Genomic DNA, 21342 nt, shown 5'->3' on the forward strand with positions numbered 1-21342 from the left:
CGCCAATGGCGGGCGCCCCTTACGTCTGGTGCGAGTCAGTCGCGTAGGTGCGATTCATCGCGTAGGTGCGAGTCAGTCGCGGGTCAGACCTTCGCCGGCTCCGGGTCGGCCGAGTCGGTGCTCTGCGGCGGGACCCCCGCCTTCTTCGCCCGCCTCGCCTCACGCTTGGCCCGCCTGCGCTCCTTGCGCAGCTCCACCATCGCGTACAGCGTCGGCACGAGCAGCAGGGTGAGCAGCGTCGAGGTGATCAGACCGCCTATCACCACCACCGCGAGCGGCTGCGCGATGAAGCCGCCCTGGCCCGTGATGCCGAGGGCCATCGGGAGCAGCGCGAAGATCGTCGCCAGGGCCGTCATGAGGATCGGGCGCAGCCGGTGGCGGCCGCCCTCGATGACCGCGTCGACGATCCCGTAACCCTGTTTGCGGTACTGGTTGATGAGGTCGATCAGCACGATCGCGTTGGTGACCACGATGCCGATGAGCATCAGCATGCCGATCATCGCGGGGACGCCCATCGGGGTGTCCGTGGCGAGCAGCAGACCGATCGCGCCCGTCGCCGCGAACGGGATGGAGACCAGCAGGATCAGCGGCTGGACCAGGGAGCGGAAGGTCGCGACCAGCAGCATGAAGACGATCGCGATCGCCGCGAGCATCGCGAGGCCGAGGGAGGCGAAGGCCTCGTCCTGGTCCTCGGAGACGCCGCCGATCGAGGCCGTGGCCCCGGCCGGGAGCTTGAGCGCGTCCAGCTTCTTGGTCAGCTCGGTGCTGATCGCGCCCGTGTTGTCGCCGGTCGGCTTCGCGGTGATCGTCGCCGCCCGCGCGCCGTCGATGCGGGTCATCGAGACCGGCCCTTCGGCCAGCTTGACGTCGGCGATCTCGCCGAGCTTCACGCCGGGGCCGAGCGGCAGCTCCTTCAGCTCGGCCAGCGTCTTCGCCGGCTTCGCCGACTTGATCACCACGTCGCGCTCGGTGTCGTCGAGGATCGCCTTGCCGCTGGTGGTGCCGCGCACCGCCTGGGCGACGGCCTGGCCGAGGGCCGCCTCGTCGAATCCGGCCCCGGCCGCCTTGGCGTTCGCCCTGACCGAGATCCTCGGGACGCTCTGCGACAGGTCGCTCTGCACATCGGTGACGTCGTCGAGCTTGGCGACCTCGGCGCGCACCTGTTCGGACGCCTTGCGCAGCACCTTGCCGTCGGCGGCCTTCACCACGACGCTCAGGTCCTGCTCGCCGAAGCCGTCACCGGCGGAGACGGTGGTCCTGCCGATGCCGGAGAGCTTGCCGAGCTCCTTCTCGACCAGGTCCTGCGTCTTCTCGTACGCCGCCTTGTCCTTGAGGGTGAGGGTGTACGAGGCCTGGTTGGTGTCCGTGCCGCCGCCGAAGGCGGCCATGAAGCCGGAGGAGCCGACCGTGACCTGGTAGTCCTTGATCTCGTCGAGGCCGGAGAGCATCTTCTCGACCTTCTTCGCCGAGGCGTCGGAGGCGGCGAGGCTGGTGCCGGGCTTCAACTCCTGCTTGATGGTGAGGACTTCCTGCTCGCCCTCGTCGAAGAAGTTGGTCTTCAGGAGGGGCGCCATGGCGAACGTGCCGACCAGGACGGCGAGCGCGATGGCGAGGCTGGTGAGGCGGCGGCGGGTCGCGAAACGCAGGACCGGGACGTAGATCCGCTGGAGCCTGCTGCGGCTCTCCTTCTCCTCGGCCTTGCGGCGGGCCTCCTCGGGGTCGACGCCCCGGATCGCCTTGGGGGGACGCAGGAACCAGTACGAGAGGACGGGTACGACGGTGAGCGAGACGAGCAGGGAGGCGAGGAGCGCCGCCGTGACCGTCAGCGAGAACGAGCCGAACAGCTCACCGACCATGCCGCCGACCAGACCGATCGGCAGGAAGACGGCGACCGTGGTGAGCGTCGAGGACGTCACCGCGCCCGCGACCTCGCGCACGGCCCTGAGGATCGCCTGCTCGCGCTCCTCGCCGTAGCCGAGGTGGCGCTTGATGTTCTCCAGGACCACGATCGAGTCGTCGACGACGCGGCCGATGGCGATGGTCAGCGCGCCCAGCGTGAGCATGTTGAGGGAGAGGTCGCGGGTCCACAGCACGATCAGGGCGAGGATCACCGAGAGCGGGATGGAGACCGCCGTGACCAGCGTCGAGCGGACCGAGGCCAGGAAGACCAGGATGACGAGGACGGCGAAGAGCAGGCCGAGCGCGCCCTCGGTGGTAAGGCCCTCGATGGACTTGGAGACGGCCGGGCCCTGGTCGCTGGTGACGGTCAGCTCGGCGCCGGAGCCAAGGTCCTCGCGCAGGTCGGGCAGCTTGTCCTTGACCGCCTTCGAGATGGCGACGGCGCTGCCGTCCTGGTCCATGGTGACGGAGACGGCGAGGCTGGGCTCGCCGTTCGTGCGGGTGAGGGAGTCCGCGGTGGCCGGCTTCTGCTCGACCGTGGCGATGTCGCCGAGGCGCACCGGCTTGCCGGACCGCTCGCCGGGGGCGGCCTCGGGCGTGACCCGCAGCTCCTCGATCTGCTTCAGCGAGGTGAAGCCGCCGCCGACCTGGACGGTGCGGTTCTTGCCGCCCTCGTCGAAGGAGCCGGCGGGGAGCGTGGCGCCGCCCGCCTGCAGGGCCTTGCCGAGCGCGCCCGTGGTCAGGCCCGCCTCGGCGAGCTTCTTGTCGTCGGGGGTGACGTCGACCTGGAGGTCGCGTACGCCGTCGACGGTGACCTGGCCGACGCCGTCGATGTCCTTCAGGGACGGCACGACGGTCCGGTCGAGCTGGTCGGCGAGGGCCTGCTGGTCCTTGTCGGAGGTGACGGAGAGCACGACGGTCGGCATGTCGTCGGTGGAGCCCGCGACGACCTGCGGGTCGACGTCGTCGGGGAGTTCGGCCCGGGCGCGGTTCACGGCCTGCTGGACGTCGGAGACGAGCTGGTCGGAACCGTCGCCGTAGTCGAACTGGGCCATGATCACGGCGTTGCCCTCGCTCGCCGTGGAGGTGATGCCGGTGATGCCGTCGACCGTGTCGATGTTGCGCTCGAGCGGCTCGACGACCTGCTTCTCGACCACATCGGGGGACGCGCCCTGGTAAGGGGCGATCACGGACACCATGGGCAGTTCGATGGAGGGCAGCAACTGCTGCTTGAGCTGCGGAATCGCGATCGCTCCGAAGGCGATCACGATGATCGACATCAGCCCGATCAGGGCCCGCTGGGCGAGGCTGAACCTGGACAGCCAGGACATGGGGGGTCTCTCTCTGTGGCGTGAGCGGCGGGGGCGGGCGGTCCGGGCCCGAAGCGGGCCGACCGGACCGGCCGGGCCGGAGAGTTGGGGCCCTCCGGCCGACGGTGGTACGCCCCTCTCACCCTGGGCCATCCGGGAGGCGCGAGCCCTCGCCCCCAGGACCATTTCCTTACGCCACCCCTACTGCGGGTGCAGTACGCCGCCCCTGGGGTCACTCCACCCTTGGACGTACCAGGCCCGACTCGTAGGCGATGACGACCAGTTGTGCCCTGTCGCGGGCGCCGAGCTTGGCCATCGCGCGGTTCACATGGGTCTTCACGGTGAGCGGGCTGACCTCCAGGTGCTCGGCGATCTCGTCGTTCGAGTAGCCGCCCGCGACCTGGACGAGCACTTCGCGTTCCCGGCCGGTGAGCGCGCCCAGCCGCTCACCGCGCACCGGCGCCTGACCGTCCGAACCCTCGCCCTGCGCGAGGAACTTGGCGATCAGCCCCTTGGTCGCCACCGGGGAGAGCAGCGCCTCGCCCGCCGCCGCGATCCGGATGGCGCCGAGCAGTTCGTCGGGCTCCGCGCCCTTGCCGAGGAACCCGGAGGCCCCCGCGCGCAGCGACTGCACCACGTACTCGTCGACCTCGAAGGTCGTCAGCATCACCACGCGTACGTGCGTCAGGGCCGGGTCGGCGCTGATCATGCGGGTGGCGGCGAGCCCGTCCGTGCCGGGCATGCGGATGTCCATCAGGACCACGTCGGCCCGCTCGGAGGCGGCGAGCCGCACCGCCTCCGCGCCGTCGGACGCCTCGCCGACCACCTCCATGTCGGGCTCGGAGTCGACGAGCACCTTGAACGCGCTGCGCAGCAACGCCTGGTCGTCGGCGAGCAGTACGCGGATCGTCACGCCGTCTCTCCCTTTGCCGTGGTGACGGGGGCGACGGGCAGGATCGCATGGACGCGGAAGCCGCCGCCGTAGCGGGGACCGGCCGTGCAGCTGCCGCCGAGCGCCGAGACGCGCTCGCGCATGCCGAGCAGGCCGTGGCCGCCGCCGTCGGTGTCGGTGTCGCGCTGTCCTTCGCCGTCGCCGCCCTTGCCCTTGCCGGGGCCGTCGTCGATGACGGTGACCTCCACGTTCGGGCCGACGCGGACGACGCTGACCTCGGCCTTGGCGTCCCGTCCCGCGTGTTTGCGCACGTTGGTGAGGGCTTCCTGGATGATCCGGAACGCGGCGAGGTCGACGGCCGCGGGCAGGTCGAGGCCGACCTGGCCGAGCGCGACCTCCACCGGCAGGCCCGCGTTGCGGAACGTCTCGACCAGCTCGTCGAGCCGGTGCAGGCCTGGTGCGGGCTCGGTGGGCGCCTCGGGGTCGCCGGTCTGCCGCAACAGGCCGACGGTGGCGCGCAGTTCGTTGAGCGCGGAGCGGCTTGCGTCGCGTACGTGCGCCAGGGCTTCCTTGGCCTGGTCGGGCCGCTTGTCCATGACGTGCGCGGCGACGCCCGCCTGCACGTTGACCAGGGCGATGTGGTGGGCGACCACGTCGTGCAGATCGCGGGCGATGCGCAGCCGCTCCTCGGCGACGCGGCGTCTGGCCTCTTCCTCGCGGGTCCGCTCGGCCCGTTCGGCGCGCTCCCTTATGGCGTCCACGAAGGCGCGGCGGCTGCGCACCGCGTCGCCCGCGGCGGCGGCCATGCCGGTCCAGGCGAAGATGCCGATGTTCTCCTGGGCGTACCAGGGCAGCGGCCCCGAGAGCATCGCGACGCCGGTGAGGCCCGCCATGGTGACCAGGCCGATCCGCCAGGTCGTGGAGCGGTCGGTGGTGGCGGCGACGGTGTACAGCGCGATGACCGCGCACATCACGACGGGCGCGCGGGGGTCGCCGGTGAGCAGTTCCGTGATGGCGGCGGCGCAGGTCACGGCGAGTACGGACCAGGGGGCGCGGCGGCGGAAGAACAGGGCGAGGGCGCCGAGGGCCATCAGGAGCAGGCTCGGGGCGTCGGGGGTGCGGGTGCCCCAGGTGGGGCCGTGCTCCCCATAGGGCTCGGCGAAGGAGCCGATGACCATGAAGACGAGGACGACGGCGGCCAGCGCCGCGTCCACCGCCAGCGGGTGTGTCCGGGCCCAGCAGCGGCCTTTGCCTAGCGTGGTCAACTTCCCGCTCTTCTGTTGGTTCCAGCCCCGGCCCCTCGCGGGGCGCATGGGTCAGCCCGGGATCAAGCCGTCGTCGCTCAGCATGGCGCGGACCTCGTCGAGGGTCGCGTCCGGGGCGGGGAGGATCAGCTCGGACGGTTCGAGGGCGTCGTCCGGGAGGGGGTCGCCCAGCTCCCGGACTTTGTCCAGGAGCGCGTGGAGCGTGGTGCGGAAGCCGACGGGGTCGCCGCCCTCCATCTCCTCCAGCAGCTCGTCGTCCAGCTTGTTCAGCTCGGCGAAGTGGCTGTCGGCCAGCTTCACCTGGCCCTCCCCCATGATCCGTACGATCATGTCGTCCTCCTCGGACGTGAGCGGTACCTGTGCCGCGTAGAACTACAGCTCGTCGAAGCTACTGCTCGTCGAAGCTACTGCTTGTCGAAGCGCGGGGTGTCCTGCGGCTGCTGCTGCGACTGGGGCCGGCCCTGGCCGCCCTCGATCGCCTGCTGCCCGCCGCTGGAGCCGCCCGCCAGCTCCGCCTTCATGCGCTGCAGTTCCAGCTCTACATCAGTACCACCGGAGAGGCGGTCCAGCTCGGACTGGATGTCGTCCTTGGCGAGGCCGGAGGAGTCGTCGAGGGCACCGGAGGCGAGCAGTTCATCGATCGCGCCGGCCCGCGCCTGGAGCTGCGCGGTCTTGTCCTCGGCGCGCTGGATCGCCATGCCGACGTCGCCCATCTCCTCGGAGATGCCGGAGAAGGCCTCACCGATACGGGTCTGCGCCTGCGCGGCGGTGTAGGTGGCCTTGATCGTCTCCTTCTTCGTACGGAAGGCGTCGACCTTGGCCTGGAGGCGCTGCGCCGCGAGGGTGAGCTTCTCCTCCTCGCCCTGGAGCGTCTGGTGCTGCGTCTCCAGGTCGGTGACCTGCTGCTGGAGCGCGGCGCGGCGGGAGAGCGCTTCGCGGGCCAGGTCCTCGCGGCCGAGGGCGAGGGCCTTGCGGCCCTGGTCCTCAAGGGTGGAGGACTGCTTGTTGAGCTGGGCGAGCTGCAGTTCGAGCCGCTTGCGGGAGGTCGCCACGTCGGCGACGCCGCGGCGGACCTTCTGCAGCAGCTCCAGCTGCTTCTGGTACGAATAATCGAGGGTTTCGCGCGGGTCCTCGGCCCGGTCAAGGGCCTTGTTCGCCTTCGCGCGGAAGATCATCCCCATACGCTTCATGACACCGCTCATGGGCTTCGCGCGCCCCCTTCTGACGGACTTCCAGCTCCAGGTACTGCTCAGAACCCACAGTACGGGCCCTGCATCCATTACCGCACTGTTCGCGGGCGGATGCGCTCATCCCCAAGGACGACTGCTGACGGCCCCGCTCCGGCGTAAGGAGTAGGTGCACCCCTGTGAAGACGCCCGGCGTTGCCGGATCGTTCCCCGTGAGACGGGGGTCCATGCCCCCCGCACCACGTACCCTTGGGTTTTGTGTTCCGTAGCCGATCCAAGGAAGAGAAGGCCCCGGCCGCGCAGGCGCCGGTGACCGACTCCAAGCAGCCCCGTGACCCGCAGGCCCCCAAGGGCCGCCCCACCCCCAAGCGCGCCATGGCACAGTCGCAGCGCCGCAGCGTGACCAATACGCCGACGTCGCGCAAGGAGGCGGCGAAGCGGCAGCGTGACGAGCGCCGTGCGCAGATGGCGAAGCAGCGCGAGGCGCTGGCCAGCGGTGACGAGCGGTTCCTGCCCGCCCGTGACAAGGGGCCCGTGCGCAAGTTCGCGCGCGACTTCGTCGACTCGCGCTTCTGCATCGCGGAGTTCTTCCTGCCGCTCGCGGTGATCATCCTCGTCCTGAGCATGGTCCGCGTGCCCCAGCTGCAGAACATCGCGCTGCTGCTCTGGCTCTTCGTGATCGTGCTGATCGTCGTGGACTCCGTCGCCACCGCGTTCCGCCTGAAGAAGCGTCTCGCCGAGCGCTTCCCGAACGAGAACAGGAAGGGCGCCGTCGCCTACGCCCTGATGCGCACCCTCCAGATGCGCCGCCTCAGGCTGCCGAAGCCGCAGGTCAAGCGCGGAGAGCGGCCCTGACCGGATTCACCGGCGGGGCCACCGCCTGGCTGGCGAAGCTGGGCGGTCTGCGCAATGCCGTACGCCAGGAGCTGGTGGCCCGGCAGCTCGACGAGCAGATAGCCGCCCGCTTCCCCGTGGGGCAGCGGCTGCGGGTGCTCGATGTGGGCATGGGCCAGGGCACGCAGGCGCTGCGGCTGGCCCGTGCCGGGCACAAGGTGACGGGGGTCGAGCAGGACCCCGCGATGATCGCCGCCGCGCGTGAGGCGCTCGCCGAGGAGCCCGAGGGGATCCAGGGCCGGGTGCGCATCGTCGAGGGCGACGGCCACCAGACCGGTGTGCACTTCCTGCCGGGCAGCTTCGACGTCGTGCTCTGCCACGGCGTCCTGATGTACGCCGACGAGCCCGACGCCCTGCTTGCGGGGCTGGCGCGGATGCTGGCCCACGGCGGGCTGCTCTCGCTCGTCGTGCGCAACGCGGACGCGCTGGCCATGCGGCCGGGGCTCAGCGGCGACTGGAGCGGCGCGATGGCCGCCTTCGACTCCGTCACGTACCGCAACCGCCTGGGTCTCGATGTGCGGGCCGACCGGCTCGACGCCCTGTCGGCGACGCTGGCGGGCATCGCCGCGCCGCTCCAGGTCTGGTACGGCGTACGGGTCTTCACGGACACCGTCCCGGACGGGGCGCCGCTCCCCCCGGAGTGGGAGCTGGAGGCGCTGCTGGCCGCCGAGGAGCGGGCCGGGCGCACCGACCCCTATCGGCGGGTCGCCGCGCTGCTGCATCTGTGCGGGGTGCGGGACTAGGAACTGTGCGGGACTGTGCACGCATGGCAGGAGGCGGCGGCCGGGGTTCCGGTCGCCGCCTCCTGTGCTGTTTCCGTTTCGCCTACGCGTCCTGTGCGTCCTGCGCGTGCAGGCTCATCGGGCCGTAGATCTTGTCCTCGTCCTCGAAGAGGGAGACCTGGTCGGCGCCGCCGTCGGCCAGCGACTTCCAGTACTCACCGACCCAGGACTCGGCGTCGCCCTGCGTGGTGAACTCCTCGGGCTCCACCGCGGGCTGGACCTCCGTCCCGTCCGCCTTCTCGAACCGCCACGTCCATGCCGCCATGTCAGCCTCCCGAGGGTCCGTGGCGGTCTGGTGAAACCGCCGGAATCCGCTTGAATCCGCTTGAAGCCTAGCCGGGCGCGCGGCCCGGGACCCGACGCGGGAGGATCTTCGTGTGGAACTGACTCTGCTCGGCACCGGCGCCCCCGAAGGACTGCCCCTCCCGGGCTGCCCCTGCGCGGCCTGCGCGACCGCACTCGGCGACGCGGCGCGCGCCGCCACCGCGCTCCTCGTGGACGGCGTCCTGCTGCTCGACCTCACCCCGGGCGCGGCCTTCGCGGCCGCGCGCGCGGGGCACTCGCTCGGCGGTGTGCGCCAGGTCCTGCTCTCCCATCCGCACGACGGGCCCGCCGTGGAGGTCCCCGCCGGACTCCCGCAGCCCGTACGGGGCGCCGACGGACGGGAGTTGACGCTCCTGACCGGTCACCGGGTGCGCGCGGTGGCGCTGGACGCGCCCGGTTCCGGGTACGAGGTGACGGGGCCGGACGGGGAGCGGCTGCTGTATCTGCCGCCCGGTGGGGCACCCGCGGGTCTCTCCGGGCCCGCGGAAGGCAACGGCTTCGGCACGGCGAACGGCAAGCGTGCCGCGTACGAGATGGTCGCCGCCGATGTCCTCGGCCGCCCCGACGGCCTTGCCCGGCTGCGCGCGGCCGGGGCCGTGGGACCCACCACGGACGTGGTCGCCGTCCACATCGGCCACGACGTGCCGCAGGGCCCGGAGCTGACGCGGCGGCTCGCGGCGGTGGGCGCGCGGGCGGTGCCGGACGGCACGACGCTCGTCGTCGGCGCCTACGAGGACGTGCCGGACGTGCCGCGCCGCACCCTCGTCCTCGGCGGTGCCCGCTCGGGCAAGTCGGTGGAGGCCGAGCGGCGCCTCGAGGCCTTCCCCGAGGTGCTGTACGTGGCGACGGGCGGGACCAGGAACGGCGACACGGAGTGGGCGGACCGGGTGCACCTGCACCGCGAGCGGCGCCCCGGCTCGTGGCGGACCGCGGAGACCTGCGATCTGGTGCCGCTGCTCGCGCAGGACGGGCCGCCGCTGCTCATCGACTGTCTGTCGCTGTGGCTGACCCACGTCATGGACGAGGTGAACGCGTGGGACGACGCCGAGTGGGCGGGCGGCGGCGAGAAGGCGCTGCGGGGGCGGGTCGCCGGGCTCGCGGAGGCGGTGCGCGCGACCCGGCGCACAGTCGTCGCCGTCTCGAACGAGGTCGGCTCCGGCATCGTCCCCGCGACCGCGTCGGGCCGCCGCTACCGCGACGAACTGGGCCGTCTGAACGCGGCGTTCGCCGCCGAGTGCGAGCACGTCCTGCTGGTCGTCGCGGGCCAGGCGCTCGCGCTGCGCGGCTGACCCGGCGTCAGCCGTCCGCGCCCCTGCGGGCGACGACCCGGTAGGTGTTGGCGAAGCCGGCGTGGGTGAGCAGCGGGGCCAGGAGCCTGTCGAGGGCGTGGGCGAGGGCGAGCGCGGGCACGCAGGCCCACCACGCGGCCCTGCGGAGCTTCAGCCGCAGCGGGGGCGCGGGGCGGGCGCGCCAGGGGACGTCGCCCTTGGGCAGGCAGCGGTTGAGGAGCAGGGCGAGCGCCCCGCTCAGGTCGGCCGGCACGTGCGCCGCGCGGCGCTCGACGCCGACGACCGTGAAGCCGAGCCGCTCCAGCTCCTCGCGGAGGTTGGCGAGCGGCACGAGGTGCAGATGCCGGGGCTGGGCGTACGAGGGCCACCACTTGCCGAGCAGCCGGGCGTACCGGCAGTCGGGGTCGGTGGCCTCGATCATCAGGTGGCCACCGGGGCGCAGCGCGGTCCTGGCGGCGCCGAGTTCCGCGCGCGGGTCGGGGCTGCGCTCCAGCTGGTGGAAGAGGCTCAGGGCGTCGTAGCGGCCCGCGAGGGCGTCCGCGAGGCCCGCGAGGGTGCCGCGGTGGCCCTCCTCGATGCGGCCGCTCCGTACGGCGTTGACGACGCCCTGGCCCGGGTCGAGGCCGTCGAAGGATGTGTACGGGAGTACCTGCTTGGCCAGGGCCGGGAAGCGGGCCCGTCCGGTGCCGACGTCCAGCCAGCACTCGGGCTCGTCGAACTCGCGCAGGGCGCGGGCGCGGGCGAGGTGGCGCCGGTCGGTGGCGGGGGCGCCGAGGAGCGTGTCGGCGGCCTTGCCGCTGAGGGTCTCGCGCACGTCCCGGCGGTAGAAGTCCAGGCCTTCGGGGGTGAGGCGGGGGTTCTGGAAGGAGTGGGCGCAGTTGCCGCACCGGTCGAGCGTGAAGGTGCCCGGCTTGTGCTGGATCAGGTCGGCGGTGCGCAGCCGGATCCGCAGGCGCGGGGAGCCGCACCAGGGGCAGTCGGCGCGGCGGGGTTCGTGGAAGCGTTCGGTTCCCCCGGCGAGGGCGGCGAGATAGGCGGGGCGTCGTTCGGCGACCCGCTGGGCGACGTCCAAGCTCGTACTCCTGAAGTCGGTTTTGGCGCGTTGGGTCCGGCAATGACGTTATGTGCCCAATGCCACGCATGTCGTAACCGCTCTTCGAGGCGGTCGGCCGGGTGCGTGCTTGCCGGTCGGCCGGGGGCCTGCTTGCCGGTCGCCGGGTGCGTGCTTGCCGGTCGGCCGGGCGCCCGCTCGACGTGTGCACGGGCGGAGCCGTTCGAACACCGGCGCCGCCGCTGCCGGTACTGTTCGGCGAATGAGCTCGCTGAATCTCGACGACTTCACCGACCTGATCGAGCGGCCCGACGGCGGGGTGCGCCGCGACGCCGAGGAGCGCAGGGAGCGGCAGATCCTGCCGCCCGGCGCCCTGGGCCGCCTCGACGAACTGGGCGAGTGGCTGTCGGCGGCCCAGTCCTCCGTGCCGGTCCGGCCGGTGGAGCGGCCGCGCGTGGTGCTCTTCGCGGGCGACCACGGGGTCGCCGACCTCGGGGTCTCGGCGCGGCCCGTGGGCGGCGCCGCCGGTCTGGTGCGTGCCGTACTAGCCGGTGAGAGCCCGGTGGCCGTGCTCGCGCGCCGCCTCGACGTGCCCGTGCGGGTCATCGACATGGCGCTGGACTGCGACCCCGCCGAGCTGCCCGCGGAGGTCGCGGGATACCGGGTGCGGCGCGGGTCGGGACGTATCGACATCGAGGACGCGCTGAGCGCCGACGAGGCCGAGCGCGCGGTGCGGGCGGGCATGGCCGTCGCCGACGAGGAGGCGGACTCCGGCACCGATCTGGTCGTGCTCGGCGATGTGAGCGTGGGCGGTACGACGATCGCCGCGACGCTGATCGCCGCGCTCTGCGGGACCGACGCGTCCGTGGTGACCGGGCGGGGCGGGGAGGCCATCGACGACCTGGCGTGGATGCGCAAGTGCGCGGCGGTGCGGGACGCGCTGCGGCGGGCCCGGCCCGTCCTCGGCGACCAGCTGGAGCTGCTGGCGACGGTCGGCGGCGCCGATCTGGCCGCGATGACGGGCTTCCTGTTGCAGTGCGCGGTGCGGCGTACGCCGGTGATCCTGGACGGCGTGGTGGCGTCGGCAGCGGCGCTGGTCGCCCAGCGCGCGGCGTTCCGGGCGCCGGACTGGTGGCTCGCGGGACACGACAGCGGGGAGCCGGCGCAGGCGAAGGCGCTGGACCGAATGGCCCTGGAACCGCTCCTGACCCACGGGGTCAAGGTCGGCGAGGGCGCCGGGGCACTGCTCGCGCTGCCCCTGGTGCGGGCCGCGGCGTCCCTGTCGGCGGAACTACCGGAGCGGGCCGCTGACGCGGGGTCCGGGACGGAGCCTGGCGTGGAGGCCGGGGCGGAAACCGGAGCGGCGGCCGCCGGCTAGGGGCCCGGCGGTTGGCGGTTGGCGGGTTGACGGCTGGCAGGCTGGCGGCTGGCAGGCAGCCTCCCGGCAGGTTGACGGCCGCCGGGTAGACGCCTGGCACGGAGCCGCCCGGCAGGTTGGCGCCCGGCAGGTTGGCGGCCAGGGGGTAGACAGCCGGCAGGTAGACGCCCGCCGGGCAGACGTCCGGCACGGAGCCGCCCGGCAGGTTGGCAGCCAGCAGGTTGGCAGTCAGCAGGTAGACACCCACCGGGTTGACGGGCGGCAGGCAGCCTCCCGGCGGGCTGACAGCCGCCAGGTAGGCGCCCGGCACGGAGCCGCCCGGCAGGTTGGCGGCCAGCAGGCAGACGACCGGCAGGGAGACACCCGACAGGCAGACGCCCGGCAGGTAGACGCCCGGCAGGTTGGCGGCCAGCAGGTAGACGACCGCCGGGTTGACGGGTGGCAGGTAGACGCCCGGTGGGTTGACGGCCGCCGGGTAGGCGCCCGGCAGGTAGACGCCCGGCACGGAACCGTCCGGCAGGTTGGCAGCCAGCAGGCAGACGACCGGCGGGCAGGCCCCCGGCAGGTAGACCCCCGGCGGGTTGACGGCCGCCGGGTAGGCGCACGGCAGGCAGACGCCCGGCACGGAGCCGCCCGGCAGGTTGGCGGTCAGGGGGGTAGACAACCGACAGATAGACGCCCGGCAGGCAGGCACCCGGCAGGGAGGCGCCCGGCAGCCAGGCGCCCGGCAGGGAGGCACCCGCCGCATAGGCGCCCGGCGGCGCGGATCGGGCGTGCCCGGCTTGCCCATATGATCCCTTTTCATGGGAGATGAGCAGTTCGTCGCCGGGCGACAGAGACCACGCACCGTCACACAGCGCCGCGCCGCCGGCTTCACCGTCTGGTACCTCCGCGCCGTCACGTTCATCAATTTCCTCAGCGCGGTCTGGGTCTCCCTCGGGCAGGATCTGCGGCAGCACAACACGGCGAACTACTTCACCCCGTACATGCTGACCGCCGGCTTCGCCTCCGGGGCGTTCACGATGTTCCTGGCGATCACCATGCGGCGCCGCAAACGTGCCGCGTGGATCCTCAACCTCGTGCTCAGCGGGCTCTTCCTGCTGCTCTTCGCCTTCACCATGGTCTTCCCGGAGATCCGCGCACACGCGCAGAACTGGATCTCCCTCGCGCTGACCGCCGCCTTCGTCGCGGCGCTGATCGCCGGGCGCCGCGAGTTCTACGCCAAGGGCGACCGCGCCAACCCGAAGCTGGCCTCGGCCGTCGCGGTCGGCGGGCTCCTGGTGACCTCGCTGCTCGCGGCGCTGCTCGTCACCGTCACCAATCGCGCCCACGACGACCACCGTTCGACCTTCCTGGACCGCTGGCGCTACGGCACCATGCGCCTGGTCTCGCTCGCCGCCGACGACCGGCGCTTCGCGGGCATCACCACGCCCGGCTGGGCCAACGTCACCATCAACGTCCTGAGCGCCCTGCTGCTCTGCGCCGTCCTGTACGCGGCGTTCCGCTCGCGCAGGGCCGTCGACCCGCTCACCGAGGAGGACGAGGAGCGGCTGCGGGCGCTCCTCGACCGGCACGGCGAGCGCGACTCGCTCGGCTACTTCTCGCTGCGCCGCGAGAAGAGCGTCGTCTGGTCCCCGACCGGCAAGGCGGCCGTCACCTACCGCGTCGTCAGCGGCGTCTCGCTGGCATCCGGCGACCCGATCGGCGACCCGGAGGCCTGGCCGGGGGCGATCGAGCCGTGGCTCGCCGAGGCCCGCGAGCACGGCTGGCTGCCCGCCGTGATGGGCGCGAGCGAGGAGGCGGGCACGATCTACGCCCGGCACGGCCTCGACGCCCTGGAGCTGGGCGACGAAGCCATCGTGGAGATCGCCGAGTTCACCCTGGAGGGGCGGGCCATGCGCACCGTCCGCCAGGCGTACAACCGCGTCAGGCGCGCCGGGTACACGGTCCGCGTCCGCCGTCACGAGGAGATCCCGGCCGAGGAGATGGCGGAGCTGCTGCGCCGGGCCGACGACTGGCGCGACGGCGCCACCGAGCGGGGGTTCTCGATGGCGCTCGGGCGGCTCGGCGACCCGGCGGACGGGCGGTGCGTGATGCTGGAGTGCACCGACGGCGAGGGCCGGCTGCGGGCGCTGCTCTCCTTCGTGCCGTGGGGGCCGCGCGGGCTCTCCCTCGACCTGATGCGGCGCGACCGCGACTCCGAGAACGGCCTGATGGAGTTCATGGTCATCGAACTCCTGCGACGCGCCCCCGAGATCAAGATCACTCAGGTCTCGCTCAACTTCGCCGTGTTCAGGTCGGTCTTCGAACGTGGCTCACGGCTCGGCGCGGGCCCGGTCCTGCGCCTGTGGCGTTCGCTGCTCGGCTTCTTCTCCCGGTGGTGGCAGATCGAGTCCCTGTACCGGGCCAACGCCAAATACCGGCCGATCTGGGAACCCCGCTTCCTCCTCTTCGAGAAGAGCGGTGACCTGCCGCGCATCGCCATCGCGGCGGCGCGCGCGGAGGGCTTCCTGGAGGCGCCGGGCCTGCCGAAGTGGCTGCACCGCAAGCATCTGGAGTCGAGACGATGAGCACCCTTGCCCGCCGCGCCCGCGCCGAGTGGGGACCGCTGTCCCGCGCCGTGCGCGACGGGCTCGCCGCCCACCGGTGGCGGGCCGCGCCCATGACGGTGGCGGCGGTCGGCCTCACCGCGCTCTTCCAGTACGTCCAGAACCAGCCCTGGGGCTATCAGTTCGTCCAGAACATCGGTTCCGTGCGCGCCGAGGACCCGCTCTGGCTCGCGCTGCTGCGCACCCCGCTCTCCCTCTTCGTGCCCGCCCTCGACCTGCCGGTGTGGGGCGCGCTCGCACAGATCCTGCTCGTCTTCGGGATCGCCGAGATCTGCCTCGGCTGGTGGCGCACGCTCGCCGTCGGGTATGCGGCCACGCTCGCCGGCACGCTCTACGCGCGCGTGGGCGTCGCTCTCGGCCCCGGCCACCTGCTCGGGCTTCCCGCCTCCGACGCGCGGGTCATCGACACGGGCCCGTCGGCCGCCGTGGTGGGCCTCGCGGTCTACGTCTGCTGGCGCTACCGGGCGTACTTCACGGCGGCCCTGGTGACCGTCCTGATGGCCGTCGAGGTGATCGTCAAGAACAACCTCGCGGGCAAGGAGCACCTGGCGGCCCTCGCGGCCGTGCTGGTCCTCTGCGCGTTCTCCGCGGTACGTCACCGGGGCGGCCCCACCCGCTCCGGGTCGTCCGATTCCGGGCCCGGCCTCGGATCGGGCGAGAAGCCGCCGATCCAGTCCTGAAGCCTGCGGCGCGGGCGCGCCCAGCGCCGGTCGTGATGGAAGGCCCGCAGCCCGGCACGCGCGCGTGCCCGGTGCCGGTTGCCGTAGAACTTCCGCGCCCACGCCGACCCCGGCCGGGCCAGCCTGACCGCGCCGACCAGCGCGACCAGCGGGACCACCATGCCGATCAGGGCGGTGCGCAGCTTGCCCTTGAGGAGGGCGATCAGCGCGAAGGCGCAGTTGACGCCGACGTTCAGGGCGAACAGGGCGCGGTTCTGGCGTTCGTCGGGCGTCAGTTCGTTGACCCCGAAGGGCGTGAAGCCGGTGAGCACGAGCACCACCAGGGCGGCCGTGAGCATGACGACCTCCACGCTCTTGCGGCCCTGCTCGCTCCAGTAGACGTCGTCGAGGTGGAGGATCAGCGCGAACTCGTCGAGCACGAGCCCGGCGCCGATCCCGAAGATGACCGCGGCGTACAGCGGCCCGGCGCCGTGCCGCCCGGCGGCCACCGCCCAGAAGCCGCCGACCAGCATGAGGAAGATCCCCGGTACGACGTGGTGGACGTGCACCTCTCCCGAGCTGATGTTCCGGAAGGGGCCCTTGCCCGCCCGGATGAGCCGCGTGATCGTCCGGGTGACCAGGAACGACCCGACGAAGGAGAGCAGCGCGAGCAGCAGCGGCAGCTTTCCCGGCTCGACGATGTTCCGGTACCACCAGTGGTCCATGCGGCCATCCTCGGTGGCAAGGAGAGCCGCCGCACCCGCTGTGGGCGGGCGTCCGCCGGGCGGGTGCGCCGGCCCCAGGTAGCCTTCGCCGGTGCCAAGAACCTCCTTGACCGACGGCATACGTTTCGCCTTCGGCACCCTCACCGCGCTCCCCGTCCGGGTCACCCGCTGGGACCGCGACGCCGCGCGCGCCGGGATGCAGTGGGCGCCCCTCGCCGGCCTGGTGACCGGCCTGAGCGCCGCGGGCGTCGGCGGCGTACTGATCCTGCTGGGCGCCGGTCCCCTCCTCGCCGCCACCGCGACCGTCGCGACCCCCGCCGCGCTCACCCGGGGCCTGCACCTCGACGGCCTCGCGGACACCGCCGACGGACTCGGCAGCGCCAAGCCCGCCGAGGACGCGCTGCGCGTCATGAAGCAGTCGGACATCGGCCCCTTCGGCGTCCTCACCCTGCTCTTCGTCCTGCTCGCCCAGGTCGCCGTCCTCTTCCAGCTCTACCAGCGCTCGTGGACGGAGGGCGCCGTCGCCGCCATCGTCTCGGCCACCGCCGCCCGCCTCGCCCTCACCCTCGCCGCGCGCACCGGCGTGCCCCCGGCCCGCCCCGAGGGCCTTGGCGCCGCCGTCGCCGGGGTCGTCCCGCGCGGGCGGGCGCTGCTGGTCACGGCGCTTGTCGTGGGCGCGGCGGGGGCGGCGGGCGCGCTGCTCGGGGCGGACGGCGTGGTGCGGGCCGCGGCGGCCGTGGTCGTCGCGATCGGCGCCGCCGAGACGCTGCTCCGGCACTGCGTACGACGGTTCGGCGGGGTCACCGGAGACGTCTTCGGCGGCCTCGCGGAGACGGCCGCGACGGCCGCCCTCGTCGTGCTCGCGCTCGGCTGACCCCCGGGTCCGCCGAAACCCCGGCGTTCACGACGCCCCGCCGAACACGCACAGTGAGGCGCACCGCAGCGCTCACGGGCGTAGGCTCGCGACGGGCTCACCCCCGCACAGCCCGCCGAAACTCACTGAAAGAGGACCTCACCACTGTGACTGCTCTGACTCTCAGCACCGCCGCCGCGCCCGGCCTGCGTGCCGACGCGATCGTCGTCGGTGTCGCGAAGGGCTCCGGCTCCAAGGGGGCTCTGGTCGTCGCCTCCGGCGCCGAGTCCGTGGACAAGGCGTACGACGGCAAGCTCGCGTCCGTCCTGGAGACCCTCGGCGCCTCGGGCGGCGAGGGCGAGGTGACGAAGCTGCCCGCTCCGTCCGGCTTCAAGGCGCCGGTCGTGGTCGCGGTCGGCCTCGGCGAGGTCCCGGAGAAGGACGAGACGTACGGCACGGACGCGCTGCGCCGCGCCGCGGGTGTCGCCGCGCGCGCCCTGGCCGGCACGAAGAAGGCCGCGTTCGCGCTGCCCGTGGAGGACGCGGACGACATCTGCGCCCTCGCCGAGGGCGCGCTGCTCGGCGCCTACTCCTTCGTCGCCTACAAGGACCAGGGCGACGCCAAGGGCGCGAAGAAGAACGGCAAGGACGCCAAGGCGCCGCTCGCCGAGATCGCCCTGCTCGGCGGCAAGCCGCGCGACAAGGCGTACAAGGCCGCGCTGGAGCGTGCCCTCGCCGTCGCCGAGGAGCTGAACCGCGCCCGCGACCTCGTCAACACCCCGCCGAACGACCTCGACCCCGAGGCCTTCGCGGCGGTCGCCACCGCGGCCGCCAAGGAGCACGGCATCAAGATCCAGGTGCTCGACGAGAAGGCGCTCGTCAAGGGCGGCTTCGGCGGCATCCTCGGCGTCGGCGCGGGCTCGGACGCCCCGCCGCGCCTGGTGAAGCTCTCGTACACGCACTCCAAGGCCAAGAAGCACCTCGCCTTCGTCGGCAAGGGCATCACGTACGACTCGGGCGGCATCTCGCTGAAGCCGGCCGGTCACAACGAGACCATGAAGTGCGACATGGCCGGTGCCGCGGCCGTCTTCGCCGCCGTCGTCGCCGCCGCCCGCCTCGGCCTCGAGGTGAACGTCACCGGCTGGCTGGCGCTCGCCGAGAACATGCCCTCCGGCTCCGCCACCCGCCCCGGCGACGTGCTGCGCATGTACAGCGGCAAGACCGTCGAGGTCCTGAACACCGACGCCGAGGGCCGTCTCGTCCTGGCCGACGCGATCGCCAAGGCCTCCGAGGAGAAGCCCGACGCGATCGTCGACGTGGCGACCCTGACCGGCGCCATGATGGTGGCGCTCGGCAACCGCACCTTCGGCATCATGGCCAACGACGACGCGTTCCGTACGTCGGTCCACGAGATCGCGGAGGAGGTCGGCGAGCCCGCATGGCCCATGCCGCTCCCCGGCGACCTGCGCAAGGGCATGGACTCCCCCACCGCCGACATCGCCAACATCGGCGACCGGATGGGCGGCGGCCTGGTCGCAGGCCTCTTCCTGAAGGAGTTCGTCGGCGAGGGCATCATCTGGGCCCACCTGGACATCGCGGGCCCGGCGTACCACGAGGGCGCGCCGTTCGGCTACACCCCCAAGGGCGGCACCGGCACCGCCGTGCGCACCCTGGTCCGCCTGGCGGAGCGCACCGCCGCGGGCGACCTCGGCTGATCCGCGTACACCGTTTCGGGGCTCCGGACTCTTCCGCGTCCGGGGCCCTGGACGTTCCCGCGCACCGGCGCCGCGTTCGATTTCGCCCTCAACGAAATCCGTACGTTCCTACGCGCGAGAACCGCTGGAGACGGCTGATCAGACGTCTCACAGCCTGGCCCGGCGTCCCGTCTCCCGTCGACAAGTGCGAAGATGGGTTCTCGGCAGGACAGGGCCCCCACCAAAGGGCCGAAACAAGAGCGGCCGAATACCAGCCGACCGACCGGTCGTCCCCCGCGCAACGGGGTCCGGCGTACGGCGCACATGCATGGAGGACGTGACGTGGCGAACGACGCCAGCACCGTTTTCGACCTAGTGATCCTCGGCGGCGGTAGCGGCGGTTACGCCGCGGCCCTGCGCGGAGCGCAGCTGGGCCTGGACGTCGCCCTGATCGAGAAGAACAAGCTCGGCGGCACCTGCCTGCACAACGGCTGCATCCCCACGAAGGCGCTGCTGCACGCCGGCGAGATCGCCGACCAGGCGCGCGAGGCCGAGCAGTTCGGCGTGAAGGCCACCTTCGAGGGCATCGACATGGCGGCCGTCCACAAGTACAAGGACGACGTGATCTCCGGCCTCTACAAGGGCCTCCAGGGCCTTGTGGCCTCCCGCAAGGTGACGTACATCGAGGGCGAGGGCAAGCTCTCCTCGCCGACCTCGGTGGATGTGAACGGTCAGCGCGTCCAGGGCCGCCACGTGCTCCTCGCGACCGGCTCCGTGCCGAAGTCGCTGCCGGGCCTGGAGATCGACGGCAACCGCATCATCTCCTCGGACCACGGCCTGACCCTGGACCGCGTGCCGAAGTCCGCGATCATCCTGGGCGGCGGCGTCATCGGCGTCGAGTTCGCCTCGGCGTGGAAGTCGTTCGGGGCCGACGTCACGGTCATCGAGGGCCTCAAGCACCTCGTGCCGGTCGAGGACGAGAACAGCTCCAAGCTTCTTGAGCGCGCGTTCCGCAAGCGCGGGATCAAGTTCAACCTCGGCACGTTCTTCGAGAAGGCCGAGTACACCGAGGACGGCGTCCGCGTGACCCTCGCCGACGGCAAGACCTTCGAGGCCGAGGTCCTTCTGGTCGCCATCGGCCGCGGCCCGGTCTCGCAGGGCCTCGGCTACGAGGAGCAGGGCGTCGCCATGGACCGCGGTTACGTCCTGGTCGACGAGTACATGCAGACCAACGTCCCGACCATCTCGGCCGTGGGCGACCTGGTGCCGACCCTCCAGCTCGCGCACGTCGGCTTCGCCGAGGGCATGCTGGTGGCGGAGCGCCTTGCCGGTCTCAAGCCCGTCCCGGTCGACTACGACGGCGTGCCCCGGGTGACGTACTGCCACCCCGAGGTCGCCTCCGTGGGCATCACCGAGGCCAAGGCCAAGGAGATCTACGGCGCGGACAAGGTCGTCGCCCTCAAGTACAACCTGGCGGGCAACGGCAAGAGCAAGATCCTCAAGACCGCGGGCGAGATCAAGCTCGTCCAGGTCAAGGACGGTGCCGTGGTCGGCGTCCACATGGTCGGCGACCGCATGGGCGAGCAGGTCGGCGAGGCCCAGCTGATCTACAACTGGGAGGCGCTGCCGGCCGAGGTGGCCCAGCTCATCCACGCCCACCCGACGCAGAACGAGGCGCTGGGCGAGGCCCACCTGGCCCTGGCGGGCAAGCCGCTGCACTCCCACGACTGACCTCGGTCTCCGGCCGACCTCGGTCTCCGGCTGATGTCGGTCTCCGGCCGACCATCAGTCTCCGGGCGCGACGAGACGACGACCAGACTTCCGCAATTTTTGTAAGGAGCAACTGAAACCATGGCGGTTTCCGTATCCCTTCCGGCGCTCGGCGAGAGCGTCACCGAGGGCACTGTCACCCGTTGGCTGAAGGCCGAGGGCGAGCGTGTCGAGGCCGACGAGCCGCTGCTCGAGGTCTCGACCGACAAGGTCGACACCGAGATCCCCTCCCCGGCCGCCGGCATCCTGGCCTCCATCAAGGTCGCCGAGGACGAGACCGTCGAGGTCGGCGCCGAGCTTGCCGTCATCGACGACGGCTCCGGCGACGCGGGCGGCTCGGCCGCCCCGGCGCAGGAAGAGGCCCCGGCGCAGGAGGAGGCCCCGGCCGCCCCCGCGCAGCAGGAGGCCCCGAAGCAGGAGGAGGCTCCCCAGCAGGAGGCTCCGGCCCAGTCCGGCGGCGCCGCCGAGGGCACCGAGGTCACCCTGCCCGCGCTCGGCGAGTCCGTCACCGAGGGCACCGTCACCCGCTGGCTGAAGGAGGTCGGCGAGGAGGTCGCGGCCGACGAGCCCCTTCTCGAGGTCTCGACGGACAAGGTCGACACCGAGATCCCCTCGCCCGTCGCGGGCGTGCTCCTGGAGATCGTCGTCGGCGAGGACGAGACCGCCGAGGTCGGCGCCAAGCTCGCCGTCGTCGGTGCGCCCGGTGCCGCTCCGGCCCCGGCCAAGGAGGAGGCCCCGGCCGCCCCCGCGCAGCAGGAGGC

At 72.4% G+C, this 21342-nt stretch carries 18 protein-coding genes; 10 read left to right on the forward strand and 8 right to left on the reverse strand.

The genetic code is table 11. The features are described 5' to 3' along the window. Positions 1-83: 83 nt before the first annotated feature. The 5 genes from GKQ77_RS09430 to GKQ77_RS09450 all read right to left on the reverse strand — a co-directional run bounded on the left by GKQ77_RS09430 (position 84) and on the right by GKQ77_RS09450 (position 6568). Positions 84-3230 carry an efflux RND transporter permease subunit gene (locus GKQ77_RS09430; RefSeq protein WP_219688254.1) on the reverse strand — a complete coding sequence of 1049 codons (3147 nt, stop codon included), beginning with the start codon at positions 3228-3230 and terminating at the stop codon, positions 84-86. 211 nt (positions 3231-3441) lie between these two features. Continuing rightward, complete coding sequence (locus GKQ77_RS09435; protein WP_219688255.1) at positions 3442-4122, reverse strand: response regulator; 681 nt, start codon at positions 4120-4122, stop codon at positions 3442-3444. Further along, positions 4119-5366 (reverse strand): sensor histidine kinase, encoded by a 1248-nt coding sequence (locus GKQ77_RS09440; RefSeq protein WP_258021070.1) that lies wholly within the window; start codon positions 5364-5366, stop codon positions 4119-4121. Before GKQ77_RS09440 ends, GKQ77_RS09435 begins: the two co-directional genes overlap by 4 nt. Positions 5367-5417: 51 nt before the next feature. After that, positions 5418-5696 (reverse strand): PspA-associated protein PspAA, encoded by a 279-nt coding sequence (gene pspAA, locus GKQ77_RS09445; RefSeq protein ID WP_219688257.1) that lies wholly within the window; start codon positions 5694-5696, stop codon positions 5418-5420. A 74-nt stretch (positions 5697-5770) separates the two neighbouring features. Next, complete coding sequence (locus GKQ77_RS09450; RefSeq protein WP_219688258.1) at positions 5771-6568, reverse strand: PspA/IM30 family protein; 798 nt, start codon at positions 6566-6568, stop codon at positions 5771-5773. 243 nt (positions 6569-6811) lie between these two features. Between GKQ77_RS09450 and GKQ77_RS09455 the strand changes: the two genes are divergently transcribed. Beyond that, on the forward strand, positions 6812-7408 hold the full coding sequence (locus tag GKQ77_RS09455) for a DUF3043 domain-containing protein (RefSeq protein ID WP_219688259.1): 597 nt from the start codon (positions 6812-6814) through the stop codon (positions 7406-7408). A 74-nt stretch (positions 7409-7482) separates the two neighbouring features. After that, positions 7483-8190, forward strand: a complete 708-nt coding sequence (locus tag GKQ77_RS09460; RefSeq protein ID WP_219688260.1) for a class I SAM-dependent methyltransferase — start codon at positions 7483-7485, stop codon at positions 8188-8190. A gap of 82 nt (positions 8191-8272) precedes the next feature. Here GKQ77_RS09460 and GKQ77_RS09465 read toward each other — a convergent pair whose 3' ends face one another. After that, complete coding sequence (locus GKQ77_RS09465) at positions 8273-8494, reverse strand: hypothetical protein (protein ID WP_219688261.1); 222 nt, start codon at positions 8492-8494, stop codon at positions 8273-8275. A 112-nt stretch (positions 8495-8606) separates the two neighbouring features. On the opposite strand from GKQ77_RS09465, the gene GKQ77_RS09470 reads away from it, so the two are divergent. Continuing rightward, on the forward strand, positions 8607-9842 hold the full coding sequence (locus tag GKQ77_RS09470) for a bifunctional adenosylcobinamide kinase/adenosylcobinamide-phosphate guanylyltransferase (protein ID WP_219688262.1): 1236 nt from the start codon (positions 8607-8609) through the stop codon (positions 9840-9842). Positions 9843-9849: 7 nt separating this feature from the next. Here the strand turns inward: GKQ77_RS09470 and GKQ77_RS09475 are convergent, their stop codons facing one another. Continuing rightward, on the reverse strand, positions 9850-10914 hold the full coding sequence (locus GKQ77_RS09475) for a class I SAM-dependent methyltransferase (protein ID WP_219688263.1): 1065 nt from the start codon (positions 10912-10914) through the stop codon (positions 9850-9852). A gap of 241 nt (positions 10915-11155) precedes the next feature. On the opposite strand from GKQ77_RS09475, the gene cobT reads away from it, so the two are divergent. The 3 genes from cobT (at position 11156) to GKQ77_RS09490 (ending at position 15560) form a co-directional block, all read left to right on the forward strand. Further along, a complete protein-coding gene (gene cobT / locus GKQ77_RS09480) occupies positions 11156-12271 on the forward strand; it encodes a nicotinate-nucleotide--dimethylbenzimidazole phosphoribosyltransferase (RefSeq protein WP_219688264.1) in 1116 nt (371 codons plus the stop codon). Between the two features lie 803 nt (positions 12272-13074). Next, positions 13075-14841 (forward strand): phosphatidylglycerol lysyltransferase domain-containing protein, encoded by a 1767-nt coding sequence (locus GKQ77_RS09485; protein WP_219688265.1) that lies wholly within the window; start codon positions 13075-13077, stop codon positions 14839-14841. Further along, entirely contained in the window at positions 14838-15560 is a 723-nt protein-coding gene (locus GKQ77_RS09490; RefSeq protein ID WP_219688266.1) for a hypothetical protein, read from the forward strand. The genes GKQ77_RS09485 and GKQ77_RS09490 overlap by 4 nt, the downstream gene beginning before the upstream one ends. Here the strand turns inward: GKQ77_RS09490 and GKQ77_RS09495 are convergent. Continuing rightward, entirely contained in the window at positions 15476-16264 is a 789-nt protein-coding gene (locus GKQ77_RS09495) for a hypothetical protein (RefSeq protein ID WP_219688267.1), read from the reverse strand. The genes GKQ77_RS09490 and GKQ77_RS09495 overlap by 85 nt on opposite strands. Positions 16265-16355: 91 nt before the next feature. Here GKQ77_RS09495 and GKQ77_RS09500 point away from each other — a divergent pair, with 91 nt between their 5' ends. The 4 genes from GKQ77_RS09500 to GKQ77_RS09515 form a co-directional block, all read left to right on the forward strand. After that, positions 16356-17138 (forward strand): adenosylcobinamide-GDP ribazoletransferase, encoded by a 783-nt coding sequence (locus GKQ77_RS09500; RefSeq protein ID WP_219688268.1) that lies wholly within the window; start codon positions 16356-16358, stop codon positions 17136-17138. A 146-nt stretch (positions 17139-17284) separates the two neighbouring features. Beyond that, complete coding sequence (locus GKQ77_RS09505; RefSeq protein ID WP_219688269.1) at positions 17285-18832, forward strand: leucyl aminopeptidase; 1548 nt, start codon at positions 17285-17287, stop codon at positions 18830-18832. Positions 18833-19153: 321 nt separating this feature from the next. Continuing rightward, positions 19154-20542 (forward strand): dihydrolipoyl dehydrogenase, encoded by a 1389-nt coding sequence (lpdA, locus tag GKQ77_RS09510; RefSeq protein ID WP_219688270.1) that lies wholly within the window; start codon positions 19154-19156, stop codon positions 20540-20542. 120 nt (positions 20543-20662) lie between these two features. Then, the coding region (locus tag GKQ77_RS09515) for a biotin/lipoyl-containing protein (RefSeq protein ID WP_308117601.1) at positions 20663-21342 on the forward strand (680 nt) is incomplete at its 3' end.

This window comes from Streptomyces anatolicus, assembly GCF_019400875.1.
Lineage (GTDB): Bacteria > Actinomycetota > Actinomycetes > Streptomycetales > Streptomycetaceae > Streptomyces > Streptomyces anatolicus.